General features: G+C 70.7%; 22 protein-coding genes and 2 pseudogenes. 14 read left to right on the top strand and 10 right to left on the bottom strand.

Annotated features, from left to right (window positions below; all coding sequences use genetic code 11):
- Positions 1-712: 712 nt before the first annotated feature.
- Together FPZ41_RS15840 and FPZ41_RS15835 are read left to right on the top strand one after the other, a co-directional pair.
- Positions 713-1,239: pseudogene (locus FPZ41_RS15840) on the top strand (primase-like DNA-binding domain-containing protein); the annotation flags it as partial.
- 21 nt (positions 1,240-1,260) lie between these two features.
- Positions 1,261-1,662, top strand: a complete 402-nt coding sequence (locus FPZ41_RS15835) for a DUF6009 family protein (RefSeq protein ID WP_152863168.1) — start codon at positions 1,261-1,263, stop codon at positions 1,660-1,662.
- Positions 1,663-1,677: 15 nt separating this feature from the next.
- On the opposite strand, the gene FPZ41_RS15830 is transcribed toward FPZ41_RS15835, so the two are convergent.
- From FPZ41_RS15830 to FPZ41_RS15815, 4 genes are all read right to left on the bottom strand, one after another.
- Positions 1,678-2,709 carry an NAD-dependent epimerase/dehydratase family protein gene (locus FPZ41_RS15830; RefSeq protein WP_152863126.1) on the bottom strand — a complete coding sequence of 344 codons (1,032 nt, stop codon included), beginning with the start codon at positions 2,707-2,709 and terminating at the stop codon, positions 1,678-1,680.
- A gap of 145 nt (positions 2,710-2,854) precedes the next feature.
- Positions 2,855-3,619 (bottom strand): SDR family oxidoreductase, encoded by a 765-nt coding sequence (locus tag FPZ41_RS15825; protein ID WP_152863124.1) that lies wholly within the window; start codon positions 3,617-3,619, stop codon positions 2,855-2,857.
- Between the two features lie 311 nt (positions 3,620-3,930).
- A complete protein-coding gene (locus FPZ41_RS15820) occupies positions 3,931-4,602 on the bottom strand; it encodes a ScbR family autoregulator-binding transcription factor (protein ID WP_322620288.1) in 672 nt (223 codons plus the stop codon).
- 307 nt (positions 4,603-4,909) lie between these two features.
- Positions 4,910-5,908, bottom strand: a complete 999-nt coding sequence (locus FPZ41_RS15815) for a ScbA/BarX family gamma-butyrolactone biosynthesis protein (RefSeq protein ID WP_152863122.1) — start codon at positions 5,906-5,908, stop codon at positions 4,910-4,912.
- Positions 5,909-6,370: 462 nt separating this feature from the next.
- Here FPZ41_RS15815 and FPZ41_RS15810 point away from each other — a divergent pair, with 462 nt between their 5' ends.
- Positions 6,371-7,195, top strand: coding sequence for a ScbR family autoregulator-binding transcription factor (locus tag FPZ41_RS15810; protein ID WP_228022765.1), 825 nt, complete (start codon positions 6,371-6,373; stop codon positions 7,193-7,195).
- A 242-nt stretch (positions 7,196-7,437) separates the two neighbouring features.
- On the opposite strand, the gene FPZ41_RS15805 is transcribed toward FPZ41_RS15810, so the two are convergent.
- On the bottom strand, positions 7,438-7,986 hold the full coding sequence (locus FPZ41_RS15805) for a shikimate kinase (RefSeq protein ID WP_152863120.1): 549 nt from the start codon (positions 7,984-7,986) through the stop codon (positions 7,438-7,440).
- Complete coding sequence (locus FPZ41_RS15800; RefSeq protein ID WP_194236105.1) at positions 7,983-8,858, bottom strand: shikimate dehydrogenase family protein; 876 nt, start codon at positions 8,856-8,858, stop codon at positions 7,983-7,985. Before FPZ41_RS15800 ends, FPZ41_RS15805 begins: the two co-directional genes overlap by 4 nt.
- 935 nt (positions 8,859-9,793) lie before the next feature.
- On the opposite strand from FPZ41_RS15800, the gene FPZ41_RS15795 reads away from it, so the two are divergent.
- From FPZ41_RS15795 to FPZ41_RS15765, 8 genes are all read left to right on the top strand, one after another.
- Positions 9,794-10,093: a LysR family transcriptional regulator gene (locus FPZ41_RS15795; protein ID WP_322620287.1), complete on the top strand. Its 300-nt coding sequence runs from the start codon at positions 9,794-9,796 to the stop codon at positions 10,091-10,093.
- Entirely contained in the window at positions 10,074-10,277 is a 204-nt protein-coding gene (locus tag FPZ41_RS15790; RefSeq protein WP_152863116.1) for a hypothetical protein, read from the top strand. The genes FPZ41_RS15795 and FPZ41_RS15790 overlap by 20 nt, the downstream gene beginning before the upstream one ends.
- A gap of 212 nt (positions 10,278-10,489) precedes the next feature.
- Positions 10,490-11,674, top strand: a complete 1,185-nt coding sequence (aroC, locus tag FPZ41_RS15785) for a chorismate synthase (RefSeq protein WP_322620286.1) — start codon at positions 10,490-10,492, stop codon at positions 11,672-11,674.
- Positions 11,671-12,897, top strand: a complete 1,227-nt coding sequence (locus tag FPZ41_RS15780; RefSeq protein ID WP_152863114.1) for an IS701 family transposase — start codon at positions 11,671-11,673, stop codon at positions 12,895-12,897. The genes aroC and FPZ41_RS15780 overlap by 4 nt, the downstream gene beginning before the upstream one ends.
- 55 nt (positions 12,898-12,952) lie before the next feature.
- On the top strand, positions 12,953-13,510 hold the full coding sequence (locus FPZ41_RS15775) for a transketolase-like TK C-terminal-containing protein (protein WP_152863112.1): 558 nt from the start codon (positions 12,953-12,955) through the stop codon (positions 13,508-13,510).
- A gap of 124 nt (positions 13,511-13,634) precedes the next feature.
- A complete protein-coding gene (locus FPZ41_RS15770) occupies positions 13,635-14,123 on the top strand; it encodes a 3-phosphoshikimate 1-carboxyvinyltransferase (protein ID WP_322620285.1) in 489 nt (162 codons plus the stop codon).
- A gap of 83 nt (positions 14,124-14,206) precedes the next feature.
- Positions 14,207-14,374 (top strand): hypothetical protein, encoded by a 168-nt coding sequence (locus FPZ41_RS48285; protein ID WP_228022764.1) that lies wholly within the window; start codon positions 14,207-14,209, stop codon positions 14,372-14,374.
- A gap of 36 nt (positions 14,375-14,410) precedes the next feature.
- Complete coding sequence (locus FPZ41_RS15765) at positions 14,411-16,402, top strand: AfsR/SARP family transcriptional regulator (protein WP_152863110.1); 1,992 nt, start codon at positions 14,411-14,413, stop codon at positions 16,400-16,402.
- Between the two features lie 419 nt (positions 16,403-16,821).
- On the opposite strand, the gene FPZ41_RS15760 is transcribed toward FPZ41_RS15765, so the two are convergent.
- On the bottom strand, positions 16,822-17,280 hold the full coding sequence (locus tag FPZ41_RS15760; protein WP_152863108.1) for a hypothetical protein: 459 nt from the start codon (positions 17,278-17,280) through the stop codon (positions 16,822-16,824).
- A gap of 49 nt (positions 17,281-17,329) precedes the next feature.
- A pseudogene (locus FPZ41_RS15755) lies at positions 17,330-18,794 on the bottom strand (Mu transposase C-terminal domain-containing protein).
- 904 nt (positions 18,795-19,698) lie between these two features.
- Between FPZ41_RS15755 and FPZ41_RS15750 the strand changes: the two are divergent.
- Positions 19,699-19,929 (top strand): hypothetical protein, encoded by a 231-nt coding sequence (locus FPZ41_RS15750; RefSeq protein WP_152863103.1) that lies wholly within the window; start codon positions 19,699-19,701, stop codon positions 19,927-19,929.
- Entirely contained in the window at positions 19,922-21,025 is a 1,104-nt protein-coding gene (locus tag FPZ41_RS15745; RefSeq protein WP_322620284.1) for a response regulator, read from the top strand. Before FPZ41_RS15750 ends, FPZ41_RS15745 begins: the two co-directional genes overlap by 8 nt.
- Before the next feature lie 93 nt (positions 21,026-21,118).
- Here FPZ41_RS15745 and FPZ41_RS15740 read toward each other — a convergent pair whose 3' ends face one another.
- Together FPZ41_RS15740 and FPZ41_RS15735 are read right to left on the bottom strand one after the other, a co-directional pair.
- Entirely contained in the window at positions 21,119-21,613 is a 495-nt protein-coding gene (locus FPZ41_RS15740) for a hypothetical protein (RefSeq protein ID WP_152863101.1), read from the bottom strand.
- A gap of 294 nt (positions 21,614-21,907) precedes the next feature.
- Positions 21,908-24,454 carry a DEAD/DEAH box helicase gene (locus FPZ41_RS15735; protein ID WP_152863099.1) on the bottom strand — a complete coding sequence of 849 codons (2,547 nt, stop codon included), beginning with the start codon at positions 24,452-24,454 and terminating at the stop codon, positions 21,908-21,910.
- 443 nt (positions 24,455-24,897) lie between these two features.
- Here FPZ41_RS15735 and FPZ41_RS15730 point away from each other — a divergent pair, with 443 nt between their 5' ends.
- The gene (locus FPZ41_RS15730; RefSeq protein ID WP_152863098.1) at positions 24,898-25,497 is read left to right on the top strand and encodes a DUF6461 domain-containing protein; all 600 of its coding nucleotides are present in this window, start codon (positions 24,898-24,900) and stop codon (positions 25,495-25,497) included.
- Positions 25,498-25,824 lie beyond the last annotated feature (327 nt).

Raw genomic sequence — 25,824 nt, 5'->3', positions numbered from 1 at the left:
GAGGACCCGGGCTCTCACACCGCTTGGGCCGCTGCCACCGCTTCGGCCGTTCCACTCCGGGAGCCGCCGATGGGGGTCCTCCTGCGCTCGTGAAGAGGCTCGGGAGCGGCAGCGGCTGAAGTACGGCGACTGTCCAAGAGCCGGGCCTGTTTGAGCCGCTCGGAGAAGAGCGCGGGTCAAAGGCCATATCCCAGCCCGGACGGCGACTGAAGCGACTTAAGGGTCCGGCATATGAAGACATTCGCGTGTGCGCGCGTCCGTGCGCGCGTATGCGTGCAGACGTCATGTATAGAGGCCTTGAGTCGCTTCAGTCGCTTTTTGGTCACTGGCAAGTCTGTGACCTGTGGTTTTTCGCAGCTGCTGAGAAAGCGACCGAAAGTCCGCTCGGTCGCTGGGCCGGGACTGCTTCGGCAGCTCGCGCAGGAAGACGTTCGGAATCGCTGCTTCCCACAGGGCTCCTCCTTTGTCACCGACGCTTCGCCAGTCGGTTTCCCGTCCTGAGTCGCTTCGGCTGCTGACGGGGGAGTTCCATGACCGATGAACTGGGGCTTTCACGCAGCGACTTGTCCGCTGCTCACGCCCGGCGGAGCGTCCGGAGTTCGCCGGCCACTGCCCCGTGGTGTGCGGGACGAGGCCGGCCGGTGCATCCGCCGGCACCGGGCCGCAAGACGCCCGCAGGCAACTGCGTCCCCTGCCGGGAGCGGGGACACACCTACCGGGGGATGCCCCTGCGGGGCCGCCGGCCGCTGGTGCCACGGATTCCGAGGGACACCCCACGGGCCTGGCCCAACTGCACGGCCGGCGGATCATCGTGTGCAGCGAGGTCGAGCCCGGCGACCGTTTCGACGAGGCCCGCGTCAAGTTGCTCACCGGCGGTGACCGCACCAAGGCGCGCCGGATGCGACAGGACTTCTTCAGTTTCCAGCCCGCGGAGATCCTCGTCACCGAGGAGGGGCCGGGGATCCTCAACTGGCTCATGGCGGGCGCGCGCCGTTGTCCGGCGGGGGAGGAGGACCTCAACCGACCCGAGCGCGTCCGGACCGCCCCGACCGCTTATGCCGAGACGGAGGACCACACCGGCCGGTTCCTGAGCGAATCCTGCCGGTTCGAGCCCTCTTTGGGGGCGGAGCAAACCCGGCTCTACGCCGCTTACAAGACCTGGTGTCAGGATGAGGTGCCCCGGCCGTCTCATCCCGGGCGTTCGCCGCGCGTGTCCGTGAGGCGGTGGGACTGGCGTCTGGTCGCCGACGAGGAGACTGCATGAGCGCCCTCATCGCGGAGGACGAGATCATCCACGAGGCCGAACTCGTCCGGCTCGAGGACACAGCCGCACTCGACTATGTGCGCCAGAGCCTGGACCGGCTGCCGACGCGGCTGGTCAGGCCCGCCTGCCGCCAAGACGGGCGCATGGCCGGATACGCGCTGCTCGGCCCCAAGGCCGAGCCCTCCCGTTCCTCGGGACCCTTCCGCCGGCGTGTGTTCTGGCTGCTTCCGTATGACCGCGACACCAACCCGGACGGCCTGTACGCCACCGGGGCGCCCGCAAAGGCCGTGGACCCGCGCACCCTGGCCCCGGGCAGCAAGGGCCGCAAGACGGAACGCTCGGAGGGCGGTCCGCCGTCCTCGGCGATGCGGGAACTGGACGTCAGGTTGCCGCAGTAGGGGTGTCTCCCGCTGTCACGCGCTGTGCTCCAGCTGCCGCGCGTACCAGGAGGAACAGGCGGCGAAGCATTCGTCGAAGCCCGGGCCCGGATCCAGTTCCGTCCGGCGCCAGATGCGGCTCGTGTCGAACCAGTGGTCCTCGGTGAGGAGAGCGTATTGATGGTCGGAGAGTTCCGGCATCGTGCGTCTGAGCAGTAAACGGTGTTCCGCGGCCGGTATGCGCCCTCCCTCCGGCAGGCGCAGCAGTTTCCGCAGGCGGGTGAGCAGATCGTCCATGGCAAGGGGACGCGGATCGGCCACGTGGTATGTTCCGCCGCCCTCGTGCGGTCGCTGCGACCGCACGAGGGCGACCGCGACTCGGGCGAGGTCTTCGACGGCGATGACGGAGGAGCGGGCGCAGGCCCCGGCAGGCCATGACGGCACCTGCCGCAGGACGCGTGCCAAGCCGGGGACGAACCAGCGGTCTCCCACGCCGTAGACGAGGTGGGGGCGCAGGACGGTGCCGCCTGCGGCGCGCACCTCCTCTTCGGCCCGTAGCCGTGTGGTGCTGGCCCAGGAGACAGGTGAAGGCGTCAGCTGCCCCTCGTGGGGCCCGCGGTGGGGGCCCATCCCGTAGACAGCCGCTGTGCTGACGTAGATGAAGCGCCGCACCCCGTGACGGCGGGCCTCCTCCAGCAGGGCGCGCGTGCCGGTGTAGTTGACATCACGGCACTTGTGCGGATCGTGTCCCACGTAGCTGGCGGTGTGTATCACCGTTCCGATTCCCGAGCAGATGTCGCGCAGTGCGGTCGGGTCCGTGAGGTCGCCGGCCATGTACTGGGCCCCGGCGGCCTCGGGGGTCCGAGGCGGCCTGCGGCACAGCGCCCGTGGGAGGGGCGCCGTGCCGACAGGGCCGCGCCGCCGGGAGAGTTCCCTCAGTACGGCACTTCCGATGAAGCCCGTGCCGCCCACCACGAGAACGGTGTCGCCGCCCGGGTCGCGGTGATCGCGTTGGGCCACGTCGGCCTGCGGGCCGTCAGGGCGGCGGGCTTGCGGAAGTGCAGTCATCCCTGGCCTCCTGGCATGCGTATGACAAAGGGTGGCCGAGCGTTACGGGCAGCGACCCGACGTAACAAATCATACCTTCCGTCTGGTATGTTTTTATGGGAAAACTCCGGACCGGCTCGGGACCGGCTCGGTCCCGGCGCAGGTGTCAGAGGCGGGAGCCGCCGCTGGCATCGAGGCACTGGCCGGTGATCCAGCGGGATGCGTCCGACGCCAGAAAAGCGACGATCTCGGCGATGTCGGACGGCCGGCCGACCCGGTTGAAAACGGACCAGGCCGCGAGTTGCGCCGCGGATTCCGCCGTGGCCCGTTTCCTCTGGTTCATGTCGGTTTCCACGAAGCCGGGGCTGACCGCGTTCACCGTGATGCCGCGTGGCCCGAGTTCCTTGGCCAGGGCCAGCGTGAAGGTGTTCAACGCTCCCTTGGTCATCGAGTACACGACGGACTCCGGGTAGGCGATCCGGGTGGCCGCCGACGAGACATTGATGATGCGGCCGTTGTCGCGCAGGTTCTTCAGACCCCGCTGGACGAGAAAGAGCAGCGACCTGGTGTTCACGGCGAAGAGCCGGTCGAACAACTCGGGTGTCACCTCGTGGATGCTCGCTGACCCGCTGATCCCCGCGTTGTTGACGAGAATGTCGAGCTCGATCCCCTGCCCCTGCTGTGCCAGCCCTTCCTCCAGCCGGCCGTACAGGGTCTCGACATCACCCGGTACACCCAGTTCGGCGCGAACGGGAAAGGCCCGCCCTCCCTCCTGGTGGATCAGCTCGAGGGTCTTGCGCACCGCCGCATCGTTGCCGCCGTAGTGGACCGCGACCAAAGCCCCTTCGCGAGCCAGTTCCCGTGCGATTCCCCTGCCGATCCCTCGGCTGGCGCCAGTGACGAGCGCCGTCTTTCCGGCCAGCGCGCCCATGCCTCAACTCCCCCCTCGTGACCTGCGACATCACATCGGCAACGGCGCATGCCCCCACCCCTTGGCCGAGGGATGCGCGACTGCCGGCGCCACGGGTGCGGTCTGCCCGCGGCGGCTCCGGTCGTCGGTAGCACAGCACAGACGCAAGCGCCCATCACCGAGGAGACCGCGCGCTCGGTGCCCCGTGGGCGTGCCCGCTGGTCCGGGCCCGGCCGGGGCCGTCGGCCGCGTCCCGTGGACGCCTGCCCGTTCAGGGTCTCCGGCGAAGGCTCGTGCCGTCCTTGCGATGGCGCCGGGGCGCCGGGGTCCGGTCAGCCGACCGCCAACGCGGACGGGTCGTGCTCCTGCAGCCGCTCGACTTCCTCGTGCACCACCGCCCCGCGGGACCCGGACATGTGCAGCGAGGCGATCACGGACGGCTGAGCCACGCTGGGAAGCAGGTGGCGCAACAGGTCACTGACCCGGCCCATGAGATCCTCGTAGTCGCTGATGGTCTGCGACATGGACTGTATGCCGGCAAAGGAACCCACGAACACGTCCGCGGTCCGCGCCGGTGTGATGTGGGACAGCAGTTCGCCCCTGGCTTGCGCCCCTTCCAGCAGTTGCTGGATGACATTGCTCCAGCGCAGGAAGGGGCCACTGCGGTCCAGGTCGGCCGCCTTCTGGTCCATGGCCAGTCGCACGCTGGCGCGCACCATGGGATTGGTCTGCAGCCGGTAGGCGTGCAGCATCACGGCATCCACGATTTCCTGCATCTTGCAGGCGCGGTCGGGGACGACGAAGTGACTGTCCTGTTCGTCCAGCACGCCCAGGGCCAGGTCGTCCTTCGACTTGAAGTGGAAGTAGAGGGCGCCCTTGGTCACTCCGGCCTCGGCGAGGATCTCGGAGATGGTGGCGGCCTGGTAACCGCGTTCTTCGAAAACCTTGGCCGCTGCCAGAAGGATCATCCGACGCGTGCGGATGGCTCGGTCCTGTTTCGCCACACTGTCCTCCTCTGTTCAGCGGCTGATCAGGCCACCTAAAAAAACCGCCCAGTTCGTATTGTACAGAGGTTGTCGCGCTGCGCACTCTCCTGTTCGTGAAGATCGTGGAAATGCGGGTTCGTGAGGGGGCGCCGGCCTCCGGCGGATCGCGGTGACGTGAGCGGGGGTCCGGCACGGGCCTGCCGGCGGGATCCGCACGGTGTCCGGATGCACAACGGCTCCCGGGCGGGACGGAAGGCCTCGCCCGGGAGCCGCGGCCGAGGTGCGGTGGCCGATCGACGTCCTGTGGTGTTCTGCCGCCCTTCGGTCAGACGGCGGTCGAGGCCACGGTGACCACGGACCGGAAGACGGGTTCGTCCATCTGATGGCCGGTCACCAGCACGCAGTCCCCGCCGTCCGAGGAGTCGCCGGGAAGACGGCGGGCCTCGATCACGCACGGCGTGTCCAACTCGGCGTAGCGTCCGAAGGTGCTGGCGATACCGAGGGGCAGGGCGGGGCGGTCCAGGGCCGCGGCCGTTGCCTGGCGGGCCGCTTCGATCAGCACCATGCCCGGCACGTGGTCGACCGGGTGGTCGAAGAGGACCGGGTGCCGGGTGTCCACTCTCAGCTGCCAGCGGTTGTCCTCGCCGACCGGTGTGAGCACGACGTCCCTGGGTGACATCCGCCCCACGGACTGCGGTGCCACCGGCGCCGTCAGCGCAAGGAGCTGGGGGCAGTCGCCGTCGAGCGTGCGGTTGGCGCGCACACGCCGGTAAACCGCGGGCGAGGTGCAGGTGAAGGAGGCGCCACCAGCCGCCACGGGCCGCCCGTGGCGACGGATCACCACCTCGTAGTGCAGCCCGGTCAGGCTGCTGCCGCGCCACTTGATGTCACTGCAGGTGATGTCAAGGTGGAGCGATGCGGGTGCGCTGCCCATGAGCAGTTGCTCGGGGCACACGTCGACGTGCAGGTCCCACATCAGGAAGTGATGACCGAGCGGGACACCGAACTCTGCGTGAGCCAGGAGCAAACCGGCCTGACGGATCGTTTCGGCAGCGATGAGTGGGTCATGGTAGCCGTCAACGGCGGTGAAGAAGCTGTGCCCGCGGGGCCATTGGGCGGTCATGGAGAGGCGGCTTTCGTCCGTGCGCTCCCAGTCGGTGAGCAGGACCTCGGCCACGCTGGCGCGATGGACGAACTCCTTGGGGACCGTGGTGGTCAGGGACGGGTAGCGGAAGACGCCGGGCCTTGTTGGTTCCGGTGCGTCGTTCGTGATCAGCGATGAGCTGGGTACCGGGCGTGCGACGCGGAAGGTGCTCGCAGACATGGCTGTTCCCCCTGAGCTGCGCTGGCGTAGGAGCGGACAAGCGGGTCGGGCCCTAGGGGCCCCCTCCGGCACAGGAAGATACATACCACCCGGTTTAATTTCCACCGGTAGGGCTGACTCCGCTCGAGCAAGATATGGAGCGGTCTGTTCCGGGCTGTGCGCACGGCCGCCCTTCCGGCCCGTATTGCCTCTCTGACGTGCGCCGCGGAGCGCTGTGGGGGCGAGCGGCCTCGGCGAGGCGGCCGACCGCCCCCTGTAGCCCTCCGGGCTTCGCGGGGTGTGGCAGGCCTCCGGTGTGGAGCGGTTCTTGAATGTATCGGTGCGGTGCCGGTGAGGCGGCCGGAACCGCCCGCGCGAGGTTCGCGCGTCCGGGGGCGAAGAGAACCCGTAGACCATCAGCCACCCGCCCCCGGGGCGGCATTTAAACCACATAGACGGTTTGTTAATATGCGGGGAACTGAGATGCTTCTCTTGCGGAGCGTGGGCTTCCGGGAGGAGCCGGGGCAGTATCTGCGCCCCGCCGTGTCGGCACCCGATGCCGACGAGCTCGTGAACCAAGGGCTCGACCCGCCAGCACCTACGGGGCAGGCCCGCAGGGCCGGCGCCCCGGCATCCAGGAGACAGCCGATGGTCAAGCAGGAGCGTGCAGCCCGTACGCGACGGGCGTTGATCCGTGCCGCAGCCGAGGTCTTCGCCGAGGAGGGGTATGTGTCCGCCTCGCTCGCGGCGATCAGCAAACGGGCCGGAGTCAGCAACGGTGCCCTGCACTTTCACTTCGACAACAAGAAAGCGCTGGCCCAGGCCGTCGAGGAAGAGGCGGTGCGGGTCGTCCGCCGGATCACCGGCGAGCCGCCGGGCGGTGACACGTGCGCCCTGCAGCAGGTGGTGGACTCGACGCACCACCTGATGCGCCGGATCGCCGACGACGCGATCGTCCGCGCCGGCTTCGAGCTGTGCGCGGACCCCGCCAGCCGTGCGGGCTGTTCCCTCCGCTGGGAGTGGTGGCGCTGGATCGAGGACGTGCTCCAGCGCGCCCAGCGGGAGGGAGGGCTGGCCGAAGACATCTCGGTGGAGAACGTGGCCGCCCTCATCGTCGCCGTGACCGTGGGCTTCGAAGTGCTCGGTGTCTCCGACCGGGAGTGGCTGTCCGAGCGCAGAGTCACGGGCTTTTGGACTCTGATGCTGCCGCGACTGGCGGAGCGGCGCACCCTCGCCCGCGTCAGCCCCGGCCCGGCCCGCCCCTCCAGCACCACCCTGTTGCGTGGCAGGGAGCAGGCGGCCGGCTGAACGCCGGGCCCGGTGTGGATGTGCCGCCGCGGCGAAACGGGGCCTTCCGACGGTAAAGCCGGGAGAACGCAGCCGCCGCGCGCAGGCACTCACCGTCCACCGTCCACCGGCCGCCGCGCCGCCCCTTGGCGTGCCGGCGTTCGGGCGTCGTCCGCCCCTGTATCCGCCCCACGGCAGCTGACGGCCCGTCACGACGGATGGCGGATGGGGAGGAACCCGCCGGGCCCGACCGGTCGTACGCGTCACTGCCGCCGGGCTGCGTGGCCGCTCGGCGCCGCGCCCAGTGCCAGCCGAAGCTCCACCGCGGCCGCCACTTGCGCCACGGACCTGCCTCGCGTGGGCACACTGAACCGGGCCGTGCCTCGGTAGAGCGGGCCACGGGTCCGTGCCAGCTCTCGCAGCGCCGCGCTCCGCCCCGCCGCGAGCAGCGGACGGGTGGCGTCGCCGGTCAGGCGGCCGGCGATCTCGCCCGGATCGGCTTCCAGATGAACGACGGGACCGCCTCTGAGCAGGGTGCGGCTACGGGGGTCCAGGATCGCTCCGCCGCCCAGGGCCAGTACCCCCCGGTGCTCGGCGAGCGCCGCGCGCACCGCCTCGCGCTCCCACGCCCGGAAGTGCGGCTCGCCCCGCTCCTCGAAGATCCTCGAGACGGACTGGCCGGTCAGACGCTCGATGTCGCTGTCGGTGTCGCGGAAGGGCAGCCCCAGCCGGCCGGCCAGCAGGAGCCCCACGGACGTCTTGCCGCAGCCGGGCAGGCCGATCAGTACGACGGCGGGCAGCATCGTCCTCATTCCGTCACCAGCGCGTCGGCCGGACCGTCAGCCCGGTGGGTGCCCTGCAGCGCGGCCCGGCCCAAGGTCGGCATGATCTCCTCCAGGGGGACGCCCTGGCCGGTCAGCAGCCGTACCTGGGCAGCCGCCTGCGCGACCATCACCGGCAGGCCGTCGGCGGCCCGGCCACCGGCACGGGTGACTGCGCGCGCGAGCGGGGCGGACCCGCAGAGCGTATCGACGGCCGCGACGCCCGGACAGGCCAGACAGTGCGCGGGGGCGACAGCGTTGCCGGGCAGGGTGGAGATCACCGGATCGGTCCGGGGCGACTGTGTGCTGCCGGGGGCGTGCACCCGTATCCCGATGCCGATACGTTCCGCCGCCTCATGCAACCGGCGGACACCGGAAGTGCCGCGGACCGCCACCTGTGCGCTCGGCGGCCCCAGTACGTGCAATGCCATCAGCGCCGGGCAGGCGGCCGCGCCCTCTTCCAGGAGCAGGACGGATTCCGTGTCGGGGCGCATTGCCTCTCCGGGCGCGGCTGCAAACCCCAGGACACCGGTGTCATACGCCGTGACAGCCCCGTCCGAGAACACCGGGGTGTCGGCCGCTCCCGTGTCCCGGGCCACGCCGGTGACCGTGTCGGCGGCCTCGAAGGCGGCCGTCTTCAGGGGCGAGGTCGGGCACAGGCCTGCCCATGATCCGTCCAGCGCGCCGAGCAGGCCGGGCACTTCCTCCTCCCGGCACTCCAGGGCCGTGCAATGCCGGTCGGGCCCCAGCAGCGCGTAGGCCAGGGTGTGCAGCAGAAAAGACACAGAGGCGGCGAGGGGCCGGCCGGGAACGGCGGAGCGCCACGGGCCTGCTCCGCCACCGGCGGGATGTGCGGTGTCCAAGGGAGAGTCCTTCCTCCGGGGAGACGGATGGGCGGCTGGCCGGATGTTCCGCCGCCGGCCGCACGGACGGGAAGGACGACCTGACATCGCGACGCGGACGGGAGCGGGTATCGGTCCTTTCGATCACCATTGAAACCGGCATGTCGGTTTGTTTGCGTCATCGTGCGCCCTGGGGCAGGCCTGCGCCCGCGGCCGGAGCCGCCGGCCCGCCCGTTGGCCACTGCGTGGCCGGTGCGCCCGCGGTCCGGGCTCAGCCTGTGCAGCCACGGAGAGAAGCCATGCGCCTCCGGCGTGGTCCTCGTGACGTCCCGGGGGCGGCCTGGTCGAGCGTGATGACATCCGCCGTTGTGTGTGCGGGAGGCGACCGCGATCGCCGGCGGCGGGAGACGGCTGACCGGCGAGAAGTGCGTGCAGGCGGTGGGCCGGATGGCAGCCGGCCGCGTCCATCGGCTGCCGCGGGAGGGGCCCGCCCGCGCGGTCTGCCCGGCCGGCCGGTCGCAGCTCGCGGCCGTGAGGCCACCTGCGGGTTGAACGCCTGCGCCGCGCGGGCCGCGCCCGGCAGTGCGAGGATCGGCGCACGCCGGCTTCGGCGGACTGTTGGAGACCGGGCCCCTCCTTTGGCTGCCCGGGCCGCTCGCGCACGCCTTCGCCGCCGTCCGGGCGAGGGCCGGACGGCAGTCGCCGTACGCCGCGCCTTGGCCGGGGCCCGCCGGTTGACCGGCCGGGACCTGCCCGCGCCGGTTGCTGCGTCGGACTGAGCTCCTGCCTCGCTCCCGCAGTCGCGTCGCCCCCCGGGGGGCGACGCGACTGCGGGCTTTTCGTGTGCCCGCGGTCATGCTGCCGGAGAGGGATTAAAAAACCGGGCTGTTGGTATATTATTTTTCCGCAGCGGGGGTCACGGACGGCCGAACAGGCCACCGGGGAGAGGAGCCGACGTGCACTTGCAACAGTTGCGTGCCTTCTGCGAAGTGGCGAACGAGTTGAGCTTCACCCGTGCGGCGAAGAACCTCTACTACGCCCAGTCCAGTGTCACAGCGCAGATCCACGGGCTCGAAGAGGTCATCGGAGCCCGGCTCTTCGACCGCAGCGGCCGACAGGTGGCGCTCACCCCGGCGGGGCTGCTGCTGCTGCCCTACGCTCAGCACATCGTCGAGGTCACCGAAGAGGCGCGGCGGTCCGTACAGGAAGCCTCCCGCGCTTCGGAGAGCGTGGGCAGTGGCGCCCGGCTCAAGTGATCTTGACGGCATCACCGGCCGTGCCCGGTTCCCGGGCGGGCACGGCACGCCGCGCCCGGTATGCACGCCGGGGCGCGTACTCATCGGCGACCAGCCGGGTGAGCCGGCGCGGCTGCCGGCCGCCGCCTCCGAACCCGGCATCAACTCCGAGGACATGAGCATCGACCACTCGCCGGGCGACTGAAGCGGTCTGGTCGAACTGATGGTTGCCCCGACGCCGGCCGTGGACGTGGCAACCCGGCTGCGGCAGGGCGGCCGGTGCGTGCAGCGCGTGCCGGACGTCTTCGGCGGCACGGTCACCGGAGCCGAGACCGCCCCGACCCGCTGGCCGTGCCGAGCGCGGCTCGAACCGCCCGGCGGCGTCCTGCCACCGGGAAGGACAACGAAGGAGTTGCTGTGCCCACGCTTCGATGGCTCACCGCGGGCGAATCGCACGGACCGGCTCTGACAGCCGTGCTGGAGGGCCTGCCCGCCGGTGTCGGGATCACCACCAAGCAGGTGGCGGACGGGCTCACCCGCCGTCGGCTCGGTCACGGCCGCGGCGCCCGCATGACGTTCGAGCGGGACGAGGTGACCCTTCTCGGCGGCGTGCGGCACGGCCGTACGCAGGGCGGCCCGGTCGCCGTACAGGTGGCCAACACCGAATGGCCCAAGTGGCGCTCCGTGATGGCCGTGGACCCGGTCGACCCCGAGGAGCTGGCGGGCCAGGCCCGCAACGCCCCGCTGACCCGGCCCCGCCCCGGCCACGCCGACCTCGCCGGCATGCAGAAGTACGGCTTCGACGAGGCCCGACCGGTGCTGGAGCGGGCCAGTGCCCGGGAGACCGCCGCCCGGGTCGCGCTCGGCGAGATCGCCCGCGCCTTCCTCGAGCAGGCGTACGGCATCCGGCTGCTCAGTCACGTCGTCGGGATCGGCGGCGCGCGTTCGCAGTCCGCGTCGCTGCCCGGCCCGCAGGACGTCGAGCGTCTCGACGCCGACCCGGTGCGCTGCTTCGACACCACGGCGTCGGCGGCCATGGTCGAGGAAATCGAGCGGGCCCGCACGGCGGGCGACACCCTCGGGGGTGTGGTGGAGGTGCTCGTGCACGGACTGCCGCCGGGCCTGGGCAGCCACGTCCACGCGGACCGCCGGCTCGACGCCCGGCTCGCCGGCCACCTGATGGGCATTCAGGCCATCAAGGGGGTGGAGTTCGGTGACGGCTTCGGGCTGGCCCGGGTGCCGGGCTCCGCCGCGCACGACGAGATCATGAGGGCTGACGGCGTACTGCGTCGCCGCACCGGGCGGTCCGGTGGGGTCGAGGGCGGCATGAGCACCGGCGAACTGCTGCGGGTGCGGGCCGCGATGAAGCCGATCGCCACCGTTCCCCGCGCGCTGGCCACCGTGGATGTGGCCACCGGGGCCCCGGCCCACGCCCACCACCAGCGCTCCGACGTGTGCGCGGTGCCCGCCGCCGGAGTCGTCGCCGAAGCCGTGACGGCTCTCGTCCTCGCGGACGCCGCCCTGGAGAAGTTCGGCGGCGACAGCGTGGCCGAGACGGCCCGCAACCACCGTTCGTACCTGGAACACCTGGCGCTGCGATGACCACCTCCGCTCTCGCCCTGCGGACCGTGCCCGACGCCCCGCCCCGTCCCCGCCGGTATGCCGCACCCGCCGGTCTCCTCTCCGAGCCGGCCCTCGACCCGATCGCCGAACTGGCCCGTGAGGTCCTGCACTCGCTGCCCCGCAGCGACCAGCGGCGCAGTGGCGAGCTGTACCTGCGCGGCCTGCTGGCGGCCGAGGGGCGCAAGACGCTGCGCAACATCGCCGCGCCCACGGGCCGCCCGGCCGACGCCCAGCGGCTGCACCACTTCGTCAGTGACTCCACCTGGGACTGGGGGCCGGTCCGCCAGGCGCTTGCCACACTGGTCGACGATGCCGTACGCCCCGTTGCCTGGGTGGTGCGGGCCACCAGGACCAGCAGGCACGGACCCGGCGGTGTCGGCGTCGGCCCCGTCGTGGACCCGGGCACCGGACGCACCGTGAACGGCCGCAGGTCCGTGGGGCTGTGGCTGGTGACGCGCGACGCGGGATTCCCCGTCAACTGGCGGCTGATCCTTTCCTCCGCCTGGCGGGACGACCCGCGACGACGTGACCGGTTCGGCATCCCCGCCACCGCGGCCGGCGGCGGCAGCACTTCGTGCGGCATCGACATGGTCCTGGAGATGGCGGGGCGGTGGGGAGTGCGCCGTGCACCGGTGATCATCGACGCGCGCCGCGCGCACGTGACCGGTGTCGTCGACACGCTCTCGGCCCTGGACATGCCGTACCTGCTGCGTATCCGGGGCTCTCAGCACGTCGGCCCTGGCGCGCTGCCGCAGCGCCGTTCCGGGTCGGCGACGCTCGTGACGGCGCGTCAACTGGCGACCGCCGACCAGGGCTCCGCGGTCGGTCACGCCCGCAACGGCGCCTTTGGCGCCCGCCGTGAGGTGGTGCGCCACCCTTGCCACACCCCCGCGACCCGGCACGCCCGCCGGCCGCACGTCCTGCTGGTGGAGCGGGACCCGCTCCGTCCCCAGTGCGCCTCCTACTGGCTGACCAACCTGACGGGCCATGGCACCGCCGCGCTGCTGTGGCTGGCCAGGACCCCCGGGCGGGTGAGCCGGTACGAGGCCGGTCCTGGCGGCGGCATCGGGCTGCACGACTTCGAGGGCCGCTCGTTCGCGGGCTGGCACCGGCACATCACGCTCGCCTCGGTGGCCCACACGGCGATGACGCTGCTGCCCGCGCACCACCCGCACCGCACATCCGGCGTCATGGCCCCCTGAGCCGACGGCCACGACGGACACCGACATCTCTCCGCGGACCGACAGAAGAGGCACGATGACTGCAGTGCACCCTCCAGGGGACACCCGCGCGGGCGGACCGCCCACAACGCGCGGCGAGTACCGCCCGGCCCAGCCCACAGGCGCCGTACGAGGCGCCCGGCCCGGTCCAGGGCACTGCGCGACCGGGCCGGACGACGCCGAGGCCCGAGGCGGCTACGTCCTCGCCGAGGCGTCCGCCGAGCGCCCTGATGCCCTGCTCGTCGCCGCCGGCGGCGACGAGCCCGTGGCGCTGGCGGCGCGCCGCATTCTCGAGGCCGAGTCGATCGGCACCCGGGTGGTGGCCATGCCGCGTCCGGACCGGTTCGCCCAGCAGGACCAGGAGTACCAGGACACGGTCCTGCCGCCCGACACGCCCGTGCGGGTCTCGGTCGAGGCCGGTGCCGCGCTGGGCTGGTACGCCCTGCTGAGCGATGCCGGACGGACCGTCGGTATCGACGAGTTCGGTTACCGGGCGCCCGGTGAGAGCCTGAGCCGGCACTGCGGACTCACTCCCGAGCGGGTCGCGGCGGCGGTCCGCGCCGGCCTCGCCCGTGCACGGCGGAAGGCCGCGTGATGATCCTCTCCCTCCTCTCCCTCCTCGCCCACGAAGCCCGGCTCACCGCTTAGGCGCGGCGCGGGGCACCCTCCCTCGCCACTCTGGCGCAGGACAACCGCACCGAGCGGTTCGAGGGGGCGTCGTGCCCCCGGGGACGCCGCCGCTGACGGCCCGGATCCCCGGATCCAAGAGCATCACCCACCGGGCGCTGTTGCCGGCCGCTGCCGCGCACGGCCTCAGCCGGCTGCGCGCCCCGCTGGTCAGCGACGACACCGTCGCCTTCCGGCAGGCGCTGAGGGCCCCGGGCGTCACGGTGCGCACCGAGGACGGCGGCTGGACGGTGACCGGTCTGGGAGGCGGCCTGCGCGGCATCACCGGCGTGTGGTGCGCGGACGCGGGAACCGCCGCCCGGTTCCTGCCGGTTCTGGCCGCGGCGGGCCGGGGCGATGTCCTCTTCAACGGCTCCGCCCGGCTGCGGGCCGGGACGCTGCGCCCTCTGGTGGACGCGTTGCGGCGACTGGGGGTGGAGACCGTGCCCGGGCCCGCCGGCGGGCTGCCGCTGCTCGTACGGGCCGACGGGCTTCCCGGCGGGGAAGTGGAGCTGGATTCCTCGACCGGCAGCCCGTACTGACCGGGCTGCCGACGTCGGCACCACTGGCCCGGGGCCCGCTCACCGTCGTCGCACGCGACCGGGTGAGCAGTCCGTACCTCGAGATGACGCTGGAGCTGATGGGGCGCTTCGGCGCGGACGTGCACCACGACGACGAGCGGCTGCTGGTGCGGCCCGGCGCCCGTCCGGACGGGCGCCGGGCACGGGCCGCCGACCGACGCGGCATTGAAAACTCTGATCCAAAATCAAACCGACGTGCTGGTATGTTTTGATGTGAAGGACCGCACGAGACCAAGAGGGGGCGACCTGTGGAACGTGACGAGGGGCTCGGTACCGGCCCGGTGCAGACACCGGGAGAGCTGTCGATCCGTGTCCTGGGGCCCCTGGAGGTGCGTGCAGACGGCCACGACCGCACGCCCACGGCCCCGATGGCCCGGCGCGTCATGTCCGTGCTGCTGCTCCAGGCGAACCGGCCGGTCCCGGTCTTCACTCTGATCGACGAACTGTGGGAGACCGAACCGCCCCGCCTGGCCCGCAAAACCATCCAGACGTACATCTACCACCTGCGCCGCGCCCTGCAGGACGACGGCAGGCCCGCCGGGCAGGAGCGGCTGCAGACCCGGCCCAACGGCTATCTGCTGAGACTGGCGCCCGGTGAACTCGACCTGTGGGACTTCGAGGAGCGGGTCCACCGCGCCCGGACCGCGCTGGCGGCGGGCGACCCCCGCCGTGCCGCCGCCCTGCTCCGTGAGGCCCTCGGACTGTGGCGGGGCGACGCCTTCGCCGGCGTCGACGCCGGTCCGCTGCTGGCCGCCCGGCTGCCGCAGATCACGGACAGCTGGCTGAGCGCGGTGGAACTGCGGGTGGAGGCGGACCTGCGGCTCGGCGGGCACCGCAGTCTGCTCGGGGAGCTTCAGGAACTCACCGCGCTCCACCCTCTGCACGAGGAGTTCACCGCCCAGCTGATGCTCGCCGCCCACCGTTCCGGGCAGCGCCGCGCCGCACTGGACGCCTTCACCCGGCTGCGCAGCAACCTCGTAGACGAGCTGGGCATCGAGCCCTCCGACCGGCTGCGGCGGCTGCAACAGGACATCCTCAACGAATCCCCCGGCCTGGAGCTGCCCCACGAGCCCGTCGACCTGCCGGCCGAGTCCCCGGCACCACCCCCCAAGGACACCCGGCCTCAGCCCGCAGCCCTGAGCCAACTCCCCCCGGACACCGGCGACTTCGTGGGCCGGACCGAGGAACTGGCGTGCCTGGCCGACCTGGTCCGTCCCGACGGCACCCCGCGTACCTCGCCCCGCGTCATCACACTCCTCGGCGGTCCCGGTACGGGCAAGACCGCCCTCGCCCTGCGGGTCGCCCACGCGTTGCGCAACCGGTACCCCGACGGCCAGCTGTACGCCCGGCTGCACGACGGTCACACCGACGCCCCCGTCGACCCGGCGGCTGCACTGCGCTCGCTGCTGGAGGAGATCGCCGGCACGGGGGCGCCGGTGCTCCGTCCGGCACCGGGCGCCGGCGCGCTGGACGAACTGTCCCGGCGGTTCAGGACCTGGAGCGCGGGCCGCACCCTCGTCCTGCTCCTCGACGACGTCGCCTCCGCCGACCAGGTTCGACCCCTGCTGCCCGGCGGAGGAACCAGCACCGTACTGGTGACCGCACGCAGCCGGCTCGCCGGGCTGGAGGGCGCCACCCACATGGAGATCGGCCCGCTCCGCACCACGGACGGTGTGCGTCTGGTGACCTCGCTCATCGGTGAGGAGCGCGCGGCTCGCGAGCCCGAGGCGGTGCGCCGTGTGGTCACCCTGACCGGCAACCTGCCGCTCGGCGTGCGCGCGGCGGGGGAGAAACTGGCCGCCCGGCGGCTGTGGACCGTCGCCCACTTCGCCGAACGGCTCGTGGACGAAGCGGTACGCGGCGAGGAACTGCGCACCGGCACCTACGACGCCACGGCCTGGATGGTGCGGGCCCTGGCCCGGCTGCCGGGCCCCCTGCGCCAGGCCCTGGTGCGGCTGAGCCGGCCGGGAGACACTCCCATGGATTTCGTCGGCGCGCAGCGGCTGCTGGGCGTCAGCAGCAGATTCGCGGAGTACCTGATCGGCGACCTCGTCGACCACTACCTGTTAGTGGCCGAGCCGCGACGCGACAAGGGCGGCCTGGTGTTCCGGGTCCCCGAACTGGTGCGCGTGGCACTGCTCGACGAACAGACCACTCCCGTGGAGCTGAAGCTGCTGCCCGGGGGCAGTCCCGATCCGGTGCGGCGCGGTCCGGCGGGATCCGTCCCCGCGACGGGCTGACACCCATGCGGGCGTCTTCATGGTCACACCGGGCGGACGCGAACTGCTCAGTCCCGGGGCGTCTCCGTACACCTGGGCCTCGGCGCCGCTTTCCAACGTGGCGTAGGCCGCAGGGCCCTGCCGGCAGCGGCCCACCACGACCGCGCCCGGACGCCACCACGCCGGTGCCCCCGCCGAGCCGGTCCGATCGCGACCCTACTAGGCGGCGGCGCGCCGAGCGCAGGGACACAGTCCGCGAAGGCCTGATCCGCCCACGCGCACCACGGCGTCCTGCCCCGGAACTCGCTCCGGGGCAGGACGCCGTGTCGTTCGCGAACAGCCCGGGTGGTGCGGCCGAGACAACTCGAGCCGGCTGATGTCTGCCCCGGTTACCGCGTGGATGGCCAGGGCTGTCGCCTGCAGGGGGTGCGCCACGGTGTTCAGCCGGGCGGCGAGGACATCTGCTGGTGTGTGGCTCTGCGCTTGCGCGGGCGGTGCGCCGCTCTTCGTGGAAGAGAGCTCGGGCGCGCCCCGGCACCCGGCGCGTGTTTCGGACGGTCTGTCACCACGCCGTCCGACCATGCCGGAGAGGTGATCCACTGCGCGTCGTCCAGGCTGGAGTCCGGTCCGGTGGGCTCTTGCTGTCCGGTGCTTCGCGTGCCGTTCGGTGAGTGTTCCGTGCGGGCCAGGACCGCACGGGCCTGGGGGAGGGTGTCGACGAGGCGGTACGGCGTTTTTTCGAGGAGCGTTCCCAGGGCTGGGCCGGCTGGCCGATGCCGGAGGAGGGTGAGGTGGATGGTCAGCAGCATGTCGGTGCCGACCAACTGGGCCTGCTCCAGGCCCAGGAAGTGGTCTTCGCTCTCGTCGGGCAGCAGCCCGTAGTCCAGGTCAGCGATCATCAGCTTGGTCCTCGTCCGGAGTGGGTGTGCGCGGGGGCCTGGGGCAGGCTCAGGTATCGGGTGCGGGGCCGTGCGGAACCAAGTCGGGACGGGCCAGCGCACGGCGGTCCGTCTGCGCCGCCGCTCCCAGTTCCTCTGCGGCCTGCGTGGAGGTTGGGGCGACGAGTGGACGAGGCGGGGCCGCGGTGGTGGAGGCCTCGAAGCGCCGCCGACGCAGTTTCTCCGCAGCCCTCAGATCGGCCTTGAGCCGCCGGGCGGCCGCTGTCCGTGCTGCCTGGACGGAACGGATCTGCTCCCGGCTCGCCGCAGCGGCCAGGAACGCCGAGCCGAGGTGGCGGCCGGTCGCGGCGTCGAAGACTTCGATGGTGTCGTCGTGATGGGGCAGGTGTCGTACCAAGACCTTGGTGCCGGTCCGGCCGTTCATCCACGGGGCGGGGTAATCGCGGCGGCGCCAGCGCACCCCACTGGTGCTGATCGTGTACGTGCGGCCGTTGTCCTCCAAGGCGAACGTCGCCAGTTGCCCCGCGGACACGTCCGTGAGCGGCGTCGCATCGGCCTGCCACGCCTCGACGGGAGTCTTCCCGTTCAGCGCGGACGGGTGATGGCGGGTGTTCCACCAGGTCACCCAGTCCAGCAGCAGGCCGACGAACGCCTCGTAGGTGAGCGGTGGAGCGTCAGGGTCGGCGGGCTGGCCGCCGGTGAGTTTATGGCGGCCGGTGTAGCGGGGGAGGGAGACGAGGAGCATCTCCTCCACCGCGTCGTTCAGCGCCTCGATGGTGCCCTTCAAGTGCGGGCTGTAGGCGGGCAGATCGGTCACGGGGACGGCGAGCGCGCCCATCGCCGCGGTGACCGCCCGGCACAGGAACTCCTTGCCTCGGTCGACCCGGATCTGACTGGGTAGCCCGCCCACCGGTCCGAACGGCTCGGTGCGGGTGATCGCGATCCGTAAGGACGCCAGCACCGCGTCGCGGCTCGGAGCGTGAGCTGTGACCGCGACCCCGGTGATCGCCTTGGTGGCGCAGTCGATGAACCAGGTCACCCACGGCGTGGCCGGCTCACCTTCCACGTCCACCTCGACGGGCACGTGCTTGTGGTCGCCCTCCCACACTGCGTTGCGGTGCGTCGCCGGCCGCTGCCCGAAGACGTCATGCGCGCGCCGCGCCGCTTCCCCGCTCTTGAGACCGGCCCGTTCCCCACGGGTCAGGTCCCGGCGGATCGCCCGGTGCAACGTCGACAGCGACGGCACCGCGGGCGCGTCCGGATCGTCGGCAGCCCGCTGCATCAGCTCGGCGTGGACCCGGGAGGCGTTCCCGCCCCATAGCGCCAGCAGCCCGCCGGACTTCCGTGGTGACCGTGTAATGGGACGACTCCACCCGGGCGAGACGGTGATCCTCCCGGGCAGTGGCCAGCCACCGCCACACCGTCCGCTCCGACTTCCCCAACGCCTGAGCCACCAGGCGCACATGTGCGGCTCTCAACTCACCGCGGCTGTCGAGGTCCAGCAGTCGGGGCATTGCCGCCGCCCGCCCCGACGCCGGCGGGAACACGGCCATCGGACCGTCTTCGGGATCCTCGGCACGGCTTCCCGGCATGTGCGACCCCTTCTCCGCCGGTACTGGAGAGCACGGCCTGCCGTCCTGGTCTCAGGTATCCCAGCCCTTCGGCACCCAACTGACGGGAATCGGCATACGACTGACAGCAACCATCGCCATCCGGTACAGCCGTGCCCGCACGGGCTGCCGATCTGCTGGACGGAGTTCTCGCGGACATCGGAGAGCTGGTGGGCACACTCCGGGTGTGGCGAGCGGGGAGCGCCGGCCTTTCCCGACGCTGCGAAGCTGCTCCCAGTCGACCTCCGGGTGCGCCGGGCGGCGCGTCGACGGCCGCCGTGGTGAACATCGACGCGTCGACAGTCCCGGCCCGGGAGGTGCCGAACCGCACCTCCCGCCAATCCGTGGGCCTGATCCATTTCAGGGTCCGCAGGTGCTCGAACTCGACTCGCCTCACCTCGAGACGGTCGGCGGCTTGGTCGGGACCGAGCGGGGTGTTGGCGGCGACCAGGTCGGCCGTGCGGCTGCGCTGCTACCTGGACAGGCGGCGGCTCAGCGAGGGCATCTGAGCCTGGTCTGATGGGCCGCTGGTCTCATGCTGCCCACGGTGGCAACGGGCGAGGACGTGGTGCCAACACCGCGACCGGCCGCCGTCTGCGGCAGCCTGTCTCATCTGTGCTGATCCGCGGGTGCGAGTGTTGCGTGTTGCTGGTACCCGGGCTGGCAACGGGAGTTGGCGTTGCCGGTTTGGCGGTTGCCTGCTGCAACACCTTTGCCGCATTCCATCCTGTTGTTCATCTTCAGGCGGCCCACCAGGGGTGCTGCCGGGCCCGGCCGTGCCTGGTCGGGTGACACAGGAGGGGACACGATGGATCGTTCGCTTGTGTCGGTGAGGGCGGCGCTGGTGCTGCTCCTTGCCGCACTGGCCGGGCTCGCAGCCGGTCTGCTGGCGGTACTGGCCGGACAGGGATGGGCTGGCAGTGTGTTGTACGGCCTTGCCGCCACAGGCACCGCAGTACCGGTTTTCAACCAGGTCATCGCGCCGGACCCGGTGGACGTACACCGGCGCCTGCAGGGGAAGGGCGGCGACTGTGGGTGAGCTGCGGCCGCTGGCCCTGGACCTGACATCCGAAGCCCGGGCACTGGCCACGGTGCTGCGGGAACTGTTCGAAGGCCTGGAAATCTCGGTACGCCGCTACGCGGCCCGGCGCATACGAGACGCCGGCACCTTCTCCCGCTACCTCAACGGAACCCGCGTTCCGCCGTGGGAGGTCGTGATGGACCTGCTCACCGACGTGGCCGAGCACCGGGGAACAGCCGCGACTCCAGATGCCATCGAACTCGTTCGCCGCCTGCACCGAGCCGCCGTCGAAACCAGTAGTTCACCCCGCCACGCCGTCGAGGTACTCGAACAGCAACTCGCCGAAGCCGACCGCGTCTCCCGCCGCTCCACGGCCCGCGGCGACGCCTTGGGCGACGCCCTGCTGGACCGCAAGCACCGCATCGCCGATCTCGAAGTACGGCTGAACCAGCTCGAAGCGGAATGGAGCGCCGAACGGGAACGAGCCGATCGTCTGGCTGCGGCCAACCCCGACCTCACCGACCTCCTGCGTGAACGCGACCAACTGCAGGGGGAAGTCGCCCGTCTGTCCTCACAGGTGCACGAAGCCCGAAAGCAGCGCGACGAAGCCGAAGAACGCTGCGCCCTGCTGGAACGTCAGATGGAAGCTGTCGAGCAGGTTCAGCAGACCGCGGCCGCAGTACGGGCAGCACCCTGCCAGGTCATGCCCAAGATCCTCATCGTCGACGACCAGCCCAACAATCTCCTGGCCATGACCGCGGTGCTGTCCACCCTCGAGCAGGAACTGGTCGCGGTCTCTTCAGGACAGGAAGCCCTCAAAGCCCTGCTCGATCACGACGACTTCGCCGTCATCATCATGGACGTCCAGATGCCCGACATGGACGGCTACGAGACCGCCGCGCACATCAAACACCGCCCCCGCAACCGAGACGTCCCCATCATCTTCCTCACCGCCATGGGCATCGACCCCGAACACTCCGCCCGCGGATATGCCGCCGGCGCCGTCGACTACATAGCCAAACCCTTCGACCCCTGGGTACTGCGGGCCAAGGTCGCCGTGTTCACCCGCATCTATCTCGAGCGCCGCGTCAATGGCGACCGCTACTCAGGATGAACTCCGGGTGCCGCGGAAGAGAAGTCCCCCACAGCCGGGGAGGCCCCCGCTACCCGGACCCAGCCGTACGCCGACTCTGGGCAGCGGGGGCAGTTACATGCCGAGCATTCGGCGTACGGCATCGGCCGGGTCCACGCCCAGGACGTAGGCGACGGCGCCCACGCCCAGGACGGGCGCGGTGATGGCGCCGGCCTTGTTGGCGAAGCCCTTGATGTACTCCTCGCCGGACAGCTTCACCAGCTTCCAGGCGATGGCCCGCGTGCGGGCGGCCATGATGCGCAGACGCTGGGCGAGGCGGCGCGACGGGTTCGGGCTCGCGGGGGTGGTGGCCTGGTGGCCGGGGGAGGGCTGAACGGGCAGCGCGGGATCGATGTCCCGGGACATGGTGGGGCTCCTCTGGGCGGGGAGAGCAGGGAACGCGGACACCCGCGTGGTGTCGTCCGCGGGGGTGTGCGCCGCGCGGTCGGCGGTCCTGCGGCTCTCTGCCTGAGAGCGTCCCTGTGGGGTCTCGGCCCTGGCCCAGGGTGGCGTGTTCAGCGTAGCCGCGATCGGGGCGTGCGTTCCCCCGGCCACCTGGTGAGTGGTCATCAGCAAGTCCTTTCCTGCGTGTCGTTGGCGGATGAGCGGCACAGTGACCGGTGCGGCGTGCTTGTGTCGCGGCCTCGCGAAAATCGACTTCTTCACCCCCTGGGGCCGTAAACCCGGGCAAGGACAGCACCGGCTGGGAGAAATTCGCGAGACATTGCGAAGTCCCGGACCACCTGGTCCGGGACTTCGCCCTCGCGGGAGTTCTAGGGAGCCGAGCGCTTTCCAGTAGGGCAGTCGGCGACCTGCTTACAGAGTGGTTATGAGGCGCCAGCGCCTGGATGTGACGCGCGCCTTCTATGCCCACCGCATTCCGATCGCGGACAGTTGCTCCACCCGCTCCTGCGTCAGCGTCGCGGCCCTGCTCCGCTGGTTCCCGATCCAGGCGCCCAGCTTCAGCTCCCGCCCCTCCTGGTCCTCGCTGCTGCCGCCCTTCCCATCGCTGCCGACGACGATCCGTTCGACGTGCTGCCTGGGCACTCGCAGGTGTCCCTCGCGCTCGTAGAACTGTCGAGCGGCGGCGAAGTTGAGCGCCCACTTGTCGGCCTGCGTACGGCGCGGGGCCGGTTTCTCGTCCTCGGTGGCGGGTTCGATCCCGAGGACCTGTTCGCACATCCACTGCTGTACAGCGGTGAGCTTGTCCCAGCCGAAGCGAACGGCCTTGACCCACCGTCCGAGATCTTCGCCCTGGCGCACGACGTTCCCGGGCTCGGTCGGCAGTGCACCGCCTTCGTCCAGGTGCTGCCGGGTGAGGTGGAAGGCGCGCTGCCATTCCACGGGCCAGGTGGGGCACCAGGACGGGTCGATCTCCTCCAACTGCTCCCGGCGGTTCTCCGACAGGGCGCCGGCCGACGATCCGACCGGGAGCCCCTCGGCACGCCGCTGCTCGATCTCCATGGCCTTCCGCGCGGCGGCCCGTGCGTTCTTCAGGAAGATCCCCACCTTCGCTCCCTGATAGGTGGCGTCCAGCGGAGCCAGCAGGTGCCCGTTCTCGGCGGCCCACTCGCGCGCCGTAGAGAGACCTTCCTCCCATGCGACGTTGTAGTGCGACCACACCATGCCGAGCCGTTCCAGCTGCTCGACGCGGGCCTCGTCCAGCGTTCCGCGGGCGTAGAAGCGGCGGGCGTCGGCAACCCATTGCCCCAGGGGGAAATCGGCCAGCGAGGCTGGCCACCTCTCAGCTTGAGCCTCCTCACCCGTCGGCACTCGGTACGTGAACGGCACCTTCAGATCACCGGCCTCACGTGCGTACAGCACGGCGGCCTCGATGCCGCGCCGCCAGTGCTCGTGCTCGGGGTTGAGGACCCGCAGGTTGATGAACGCGGCGAGCGCGGCCGGGTCACGCGGCGTGGAGAACTTCAGCAGCGCCTTCGCCGATGCGGACGGACCGCCGGACCCCTCCCCGCTGCCACTCCTCTCCTTGCCCTTGGCGTCCTTCTGGATGGGCTTGTGGCGGCTCGGGGCCTGCTGTTGGGCCAGTTGTTCGACGATGCGGGTGTCGTGCGCCCTGAGCGCCTCCAGCAGCTTCGCCAGCCCGCCGAACGCCCGGCTGGTGAGCATGTTGTCCGCCGTCTCCCCGGGCGCCAGCAGCACCGGCACCACGAGGGAGGCCATCTTGCCTTCGCCGGGCTGCATCCGCAGCGCCCGGCCCACGGCCTGGACCAGGTCGGGCATTGAGCCGCGCACGTCGGCGAAGTACACGGAGTCGCAGTTGCGGGTGTCGACGCCCTCGCCCAACACCTTCACCGAGCTGAGGAACGCCTTCTCCACCACCGTGCCGTCCGTGGCGGTCAGGGAGGAGAACTCCCCGAGCACGCGCCGGCGGTGGAGCGCCTTGTGATCGCCGCACAGCCAGTCCGCCCACACTGTCGCCGGGTACAGCTCCGGATCGGCGGCGTGCAGCTGCGCCGCGACATCCGGGACCCCGGCCGAGAACGCTTCGGCCTCCTTCACGACGTGGTGGAACACCAGCGTGCGCTTGAAGGCTTCCTCGGCTGACGCCTTCACCAGGGCCGTCTGGAGCGCGGCGAGCCGGGCCCCGCGCATCTCGTCCGACCGGCCCTCGGCACCCAGCAGCATGGCGGCCTGGAACTGCGTGTCGGTGATGTCCACACACACCACCTGGTACGGCGCACAGATGCCCCGATCGATCGCCTCCGACAACGTTAGGGTGAAACACCTGCTGCCGAACGGCGAGTTGGGGTGGTTCTCCATCGAGGCCACCAGCTCGCCCGGCGTGCCGCCCTGCTCCTGGTCCTCGTCCAGCTGCCACAGCCGGGGCGTGGCCGTCATGTACAGCCGCCGCAGGGACGGGATGCGGGTGTTGTCGTGAACGACCGCCCACGGCTTCCCGATTCGGCCCGAAGTCCTGTGTGCCTCATCGACCACGATCAGGTCCCACGCCGAAAGGCCGGCGGCGTGCGCCCGCTCCAGCGTGCCCAGACCGAGGCTGGCGTACGTGGCGTACACAGTGACCTTGTCCAGGCCCCTCGTCCACTCCACCAGCTCGTCCACATCCGTGGTGTTGGGGAAGGACACCTCCTCACCCCGCAGGGAGGAGACACCGATCATCGGGCCCCTGCGGCCGCCCTCGCGCCACGCAGCCTCGGTCTGGGCAAGCAGATCCAGCGAGGGCACGAGGACCAGCACACGGCCCGCGTGGAGCTCTTCCGCGCTGCGGACCGCCACCCGGGTCTTCCCGGACCCGGTCGCCATGATCACCTGTGTCCGCAGACCTCGCTCCGGCACCAGCGATCTTGCAGGAAGTTCGAGGGAACGGAGGATCGCATCAATGGCTTCTCGCTGGGCGGCCTCACGCTGATCTGCGCGGTTCGTGGTCGACATTCCTGTCTGCTTTCTCCTGGGCGGCGTCCGGTCGATTCAAGCGGCAGGAAACGGTAAACCTACACGTAGAAGTGCTAAAAGGGTTACGGCTGATCTGGCGCGGCTGCTCCGCCTCACCGAAGCACTGACAAGGCTCTCCGGTAGATCTCTATAAGCCTCCGAGCGCTCCAAGAGTGGTGCGCTCTGCGTCCAGAGTCTATCTCGGACTTTAAAATGAAGCAGCACTGCAGAGAAAATCCCTCGAACTTGGCTCGGTGCCGCTGACGGGGTCTCATCGCAAGTCGAACGGTGCCTTGACAGCCCATCAACCCGTTTCTTGTCTGGGTGCCAGTCCCGGACTGGCTTCTCTCGCTGCTGGCGATACGTGCGACGACGGTCTTGTCAGTGCTGCATGGCAGCGTGTGGTGACCTGACTCAGATTAGAGACTTCTACAGGGGGCACCGTGTCCGATGCTCTGATGCCGTTCCGCTGGCTGGGCGGCTTTGATGGCCCGATGGGCGAAATCTTCACCGTGTCTTTCCTTCACCGGCTTGATCCGGCCGAGGTGTTGCGGTGCTTCATTGCATCCACCGGAGAGCTGATGGACTTTGAGGAACTCTCCAACCGGACCTCCGAATACTTCTTTGACACCGGTGGGGGAGAGGGGGGTGGGTACATCGGTGTCATGCGTGCCGGCGAGTGGAGTGTGGCCATCGAGTTGTGGGGCTGGCAGGCCACATTGTCCGAGATGGCGAGCCGTCTTTCATCGGCTGGCGAGGTCGTGGCCATCACCCGTCATGACTATGCGGAGGACCGTTTTGTCTACGCGGTGCACGGCACAGTCATCACGGACTTCATCCCCCGCCGGCCCAGCATTCGCCATGGCAGTGAACCGGACCGGCTGGACGCGTTGATGCGTGAGGTTGGCTTGGAGTCCAAGGAGGACAGGCCAGTCGAAGCCCCCATGGCCGCCGCGTTCGCATTGGCGGCGAGGATGATGGGTGTGGCCTTCACACCAAGCATCCTGACGAAGCCACTTCTGGTCGGCGGTATTGGGAACTGACCGCTCTGCCCCGCATCCCCCCGCCCCGTCAGGTCCACGGGTCACCCTCTTGCTGCCACCCGGGCCGCAGGCCCGGTTTCACCGCACGGAGTGCGGTGCCGACTGAAGCGAAGCGGAAGTCGCTGACCGGGCGAAGCCCGGTTTCGGCCGCAACGCGGCCGGACTCGCTCCCAGAGCGCAGCGGAGGGAGCGTCAACCTGCTGGCGCAGCCAGCAGGTTGGGTGGCGAGCGGAGCTCGCCACTTCCGCTCCCGCGGAGCGGGAGCGGAACCACCGTGCGCAGCACGGTGGTTCGTTTGCTTCGGGCGCAGCCCGAAGGTACCCGCTC

Source organism: Streptomyces acidicola (assembly GCF_009377235.1).
GTDB lineage: Bacteria > Actinomycetota > Actinomycetes > Streptomycetales > Streptomycetaceae > Streptomyces > Streptomyces acidicola.
This window is presented reverse-complemented; position numbering and strand designations above follow the sequence as displayed.

Coding starts and splice junctions, on each gene's coding strand:
- FPZ41_RS15830 (WP_152863126.1), bottom strand. CDS start 2,709: ATGACTGCACTTCCGCAAGCCCGCCGCCCTGACGGCCCGCAGGCCGAC.
- FPZ41_RS15815 (WP_152863122.1), bottom strand. CDS start 5,908: ATGTCTGCGAGCACCTTCCGCGTCGCACGCCCGGTACCCAGCTCATCG.
- FPZ41_RS15810 (WP_228022765.1), top strand. CDS start 6,371: ATGCTTCTCTTGCGGAGCGTGGGCTTCCGGGAGGAGCCGGGGCAGTAT.
- FPZ41_RS15805 (WP_152863120.1), bottom strand. CDS start 7,986: ATGAGGACGATGCTGCCCGCCGTCGTACTGATCGGCCTGCCCGGCTGC.
- FPZ41_RS15760 (WP_152863108.1), bottom strand. CDS start 17,280: ATGATCGCTGACCTGGACTACGGGCTGCTGCCCGACGAGAGCGAAGAC.
- FPZ41_RS48285 (WP_228022764.1), top strand. CDS start 14,207: ATGACGCTGGAGCTGATGGGGCGCTTCGGCGCGGACGTGCACCACGAC.
- FPZ41_RS15775 (WP_152863112.1), top strand. CDS start 12,953: ATGACTGCAGTGCACCCTCCAGGGGACACCCGCGCGGGCGGACCGCCC.
- FPZ41_RS15835 (WP_152863168.1), top strand. CDS start 1,261: ATGAGCGCCCTCATCGCGGAGGACGAGATCATCCACGAGGCCGAACTC.
- FPZ41_RS15740 (WP_152863101.1), bottom strand. CDS start 21,613: ATGACCACTCACCAGGTGGCCGGGGGAACGCACGCCCCGATCGCGGCT.
- FPZ41_RS15735 (WP_152863099.1), bottom strand. CDS start 24,454: ATGTCGACCACGAACCGCGCAGATCAGCGTGAGGCCGCCCAGCGAGAA.
- FPZ41_RS15825 (WP_152863124.1), bottom strand. CDS start 3,619: ATGGGCGCGCTGGCCGGAAAGACGGCGCTCGTCACTGGCGCCAGCCGA.
- FPZ41_RS15750 (WP_152863103.1), top strand. CDS start 19,699: ATGGATCGTTCGCTTGTGTCGGTGAGGGCGGCGCTGGTGCTGCTCCTT.
- FPZ41_RS15780 (WP_152863114.1), top strand. CDS start 11,671: ATGACCACCTCCGCTCTCGCCCTGCGGACCGTGCCCGACGCCCCGCCC.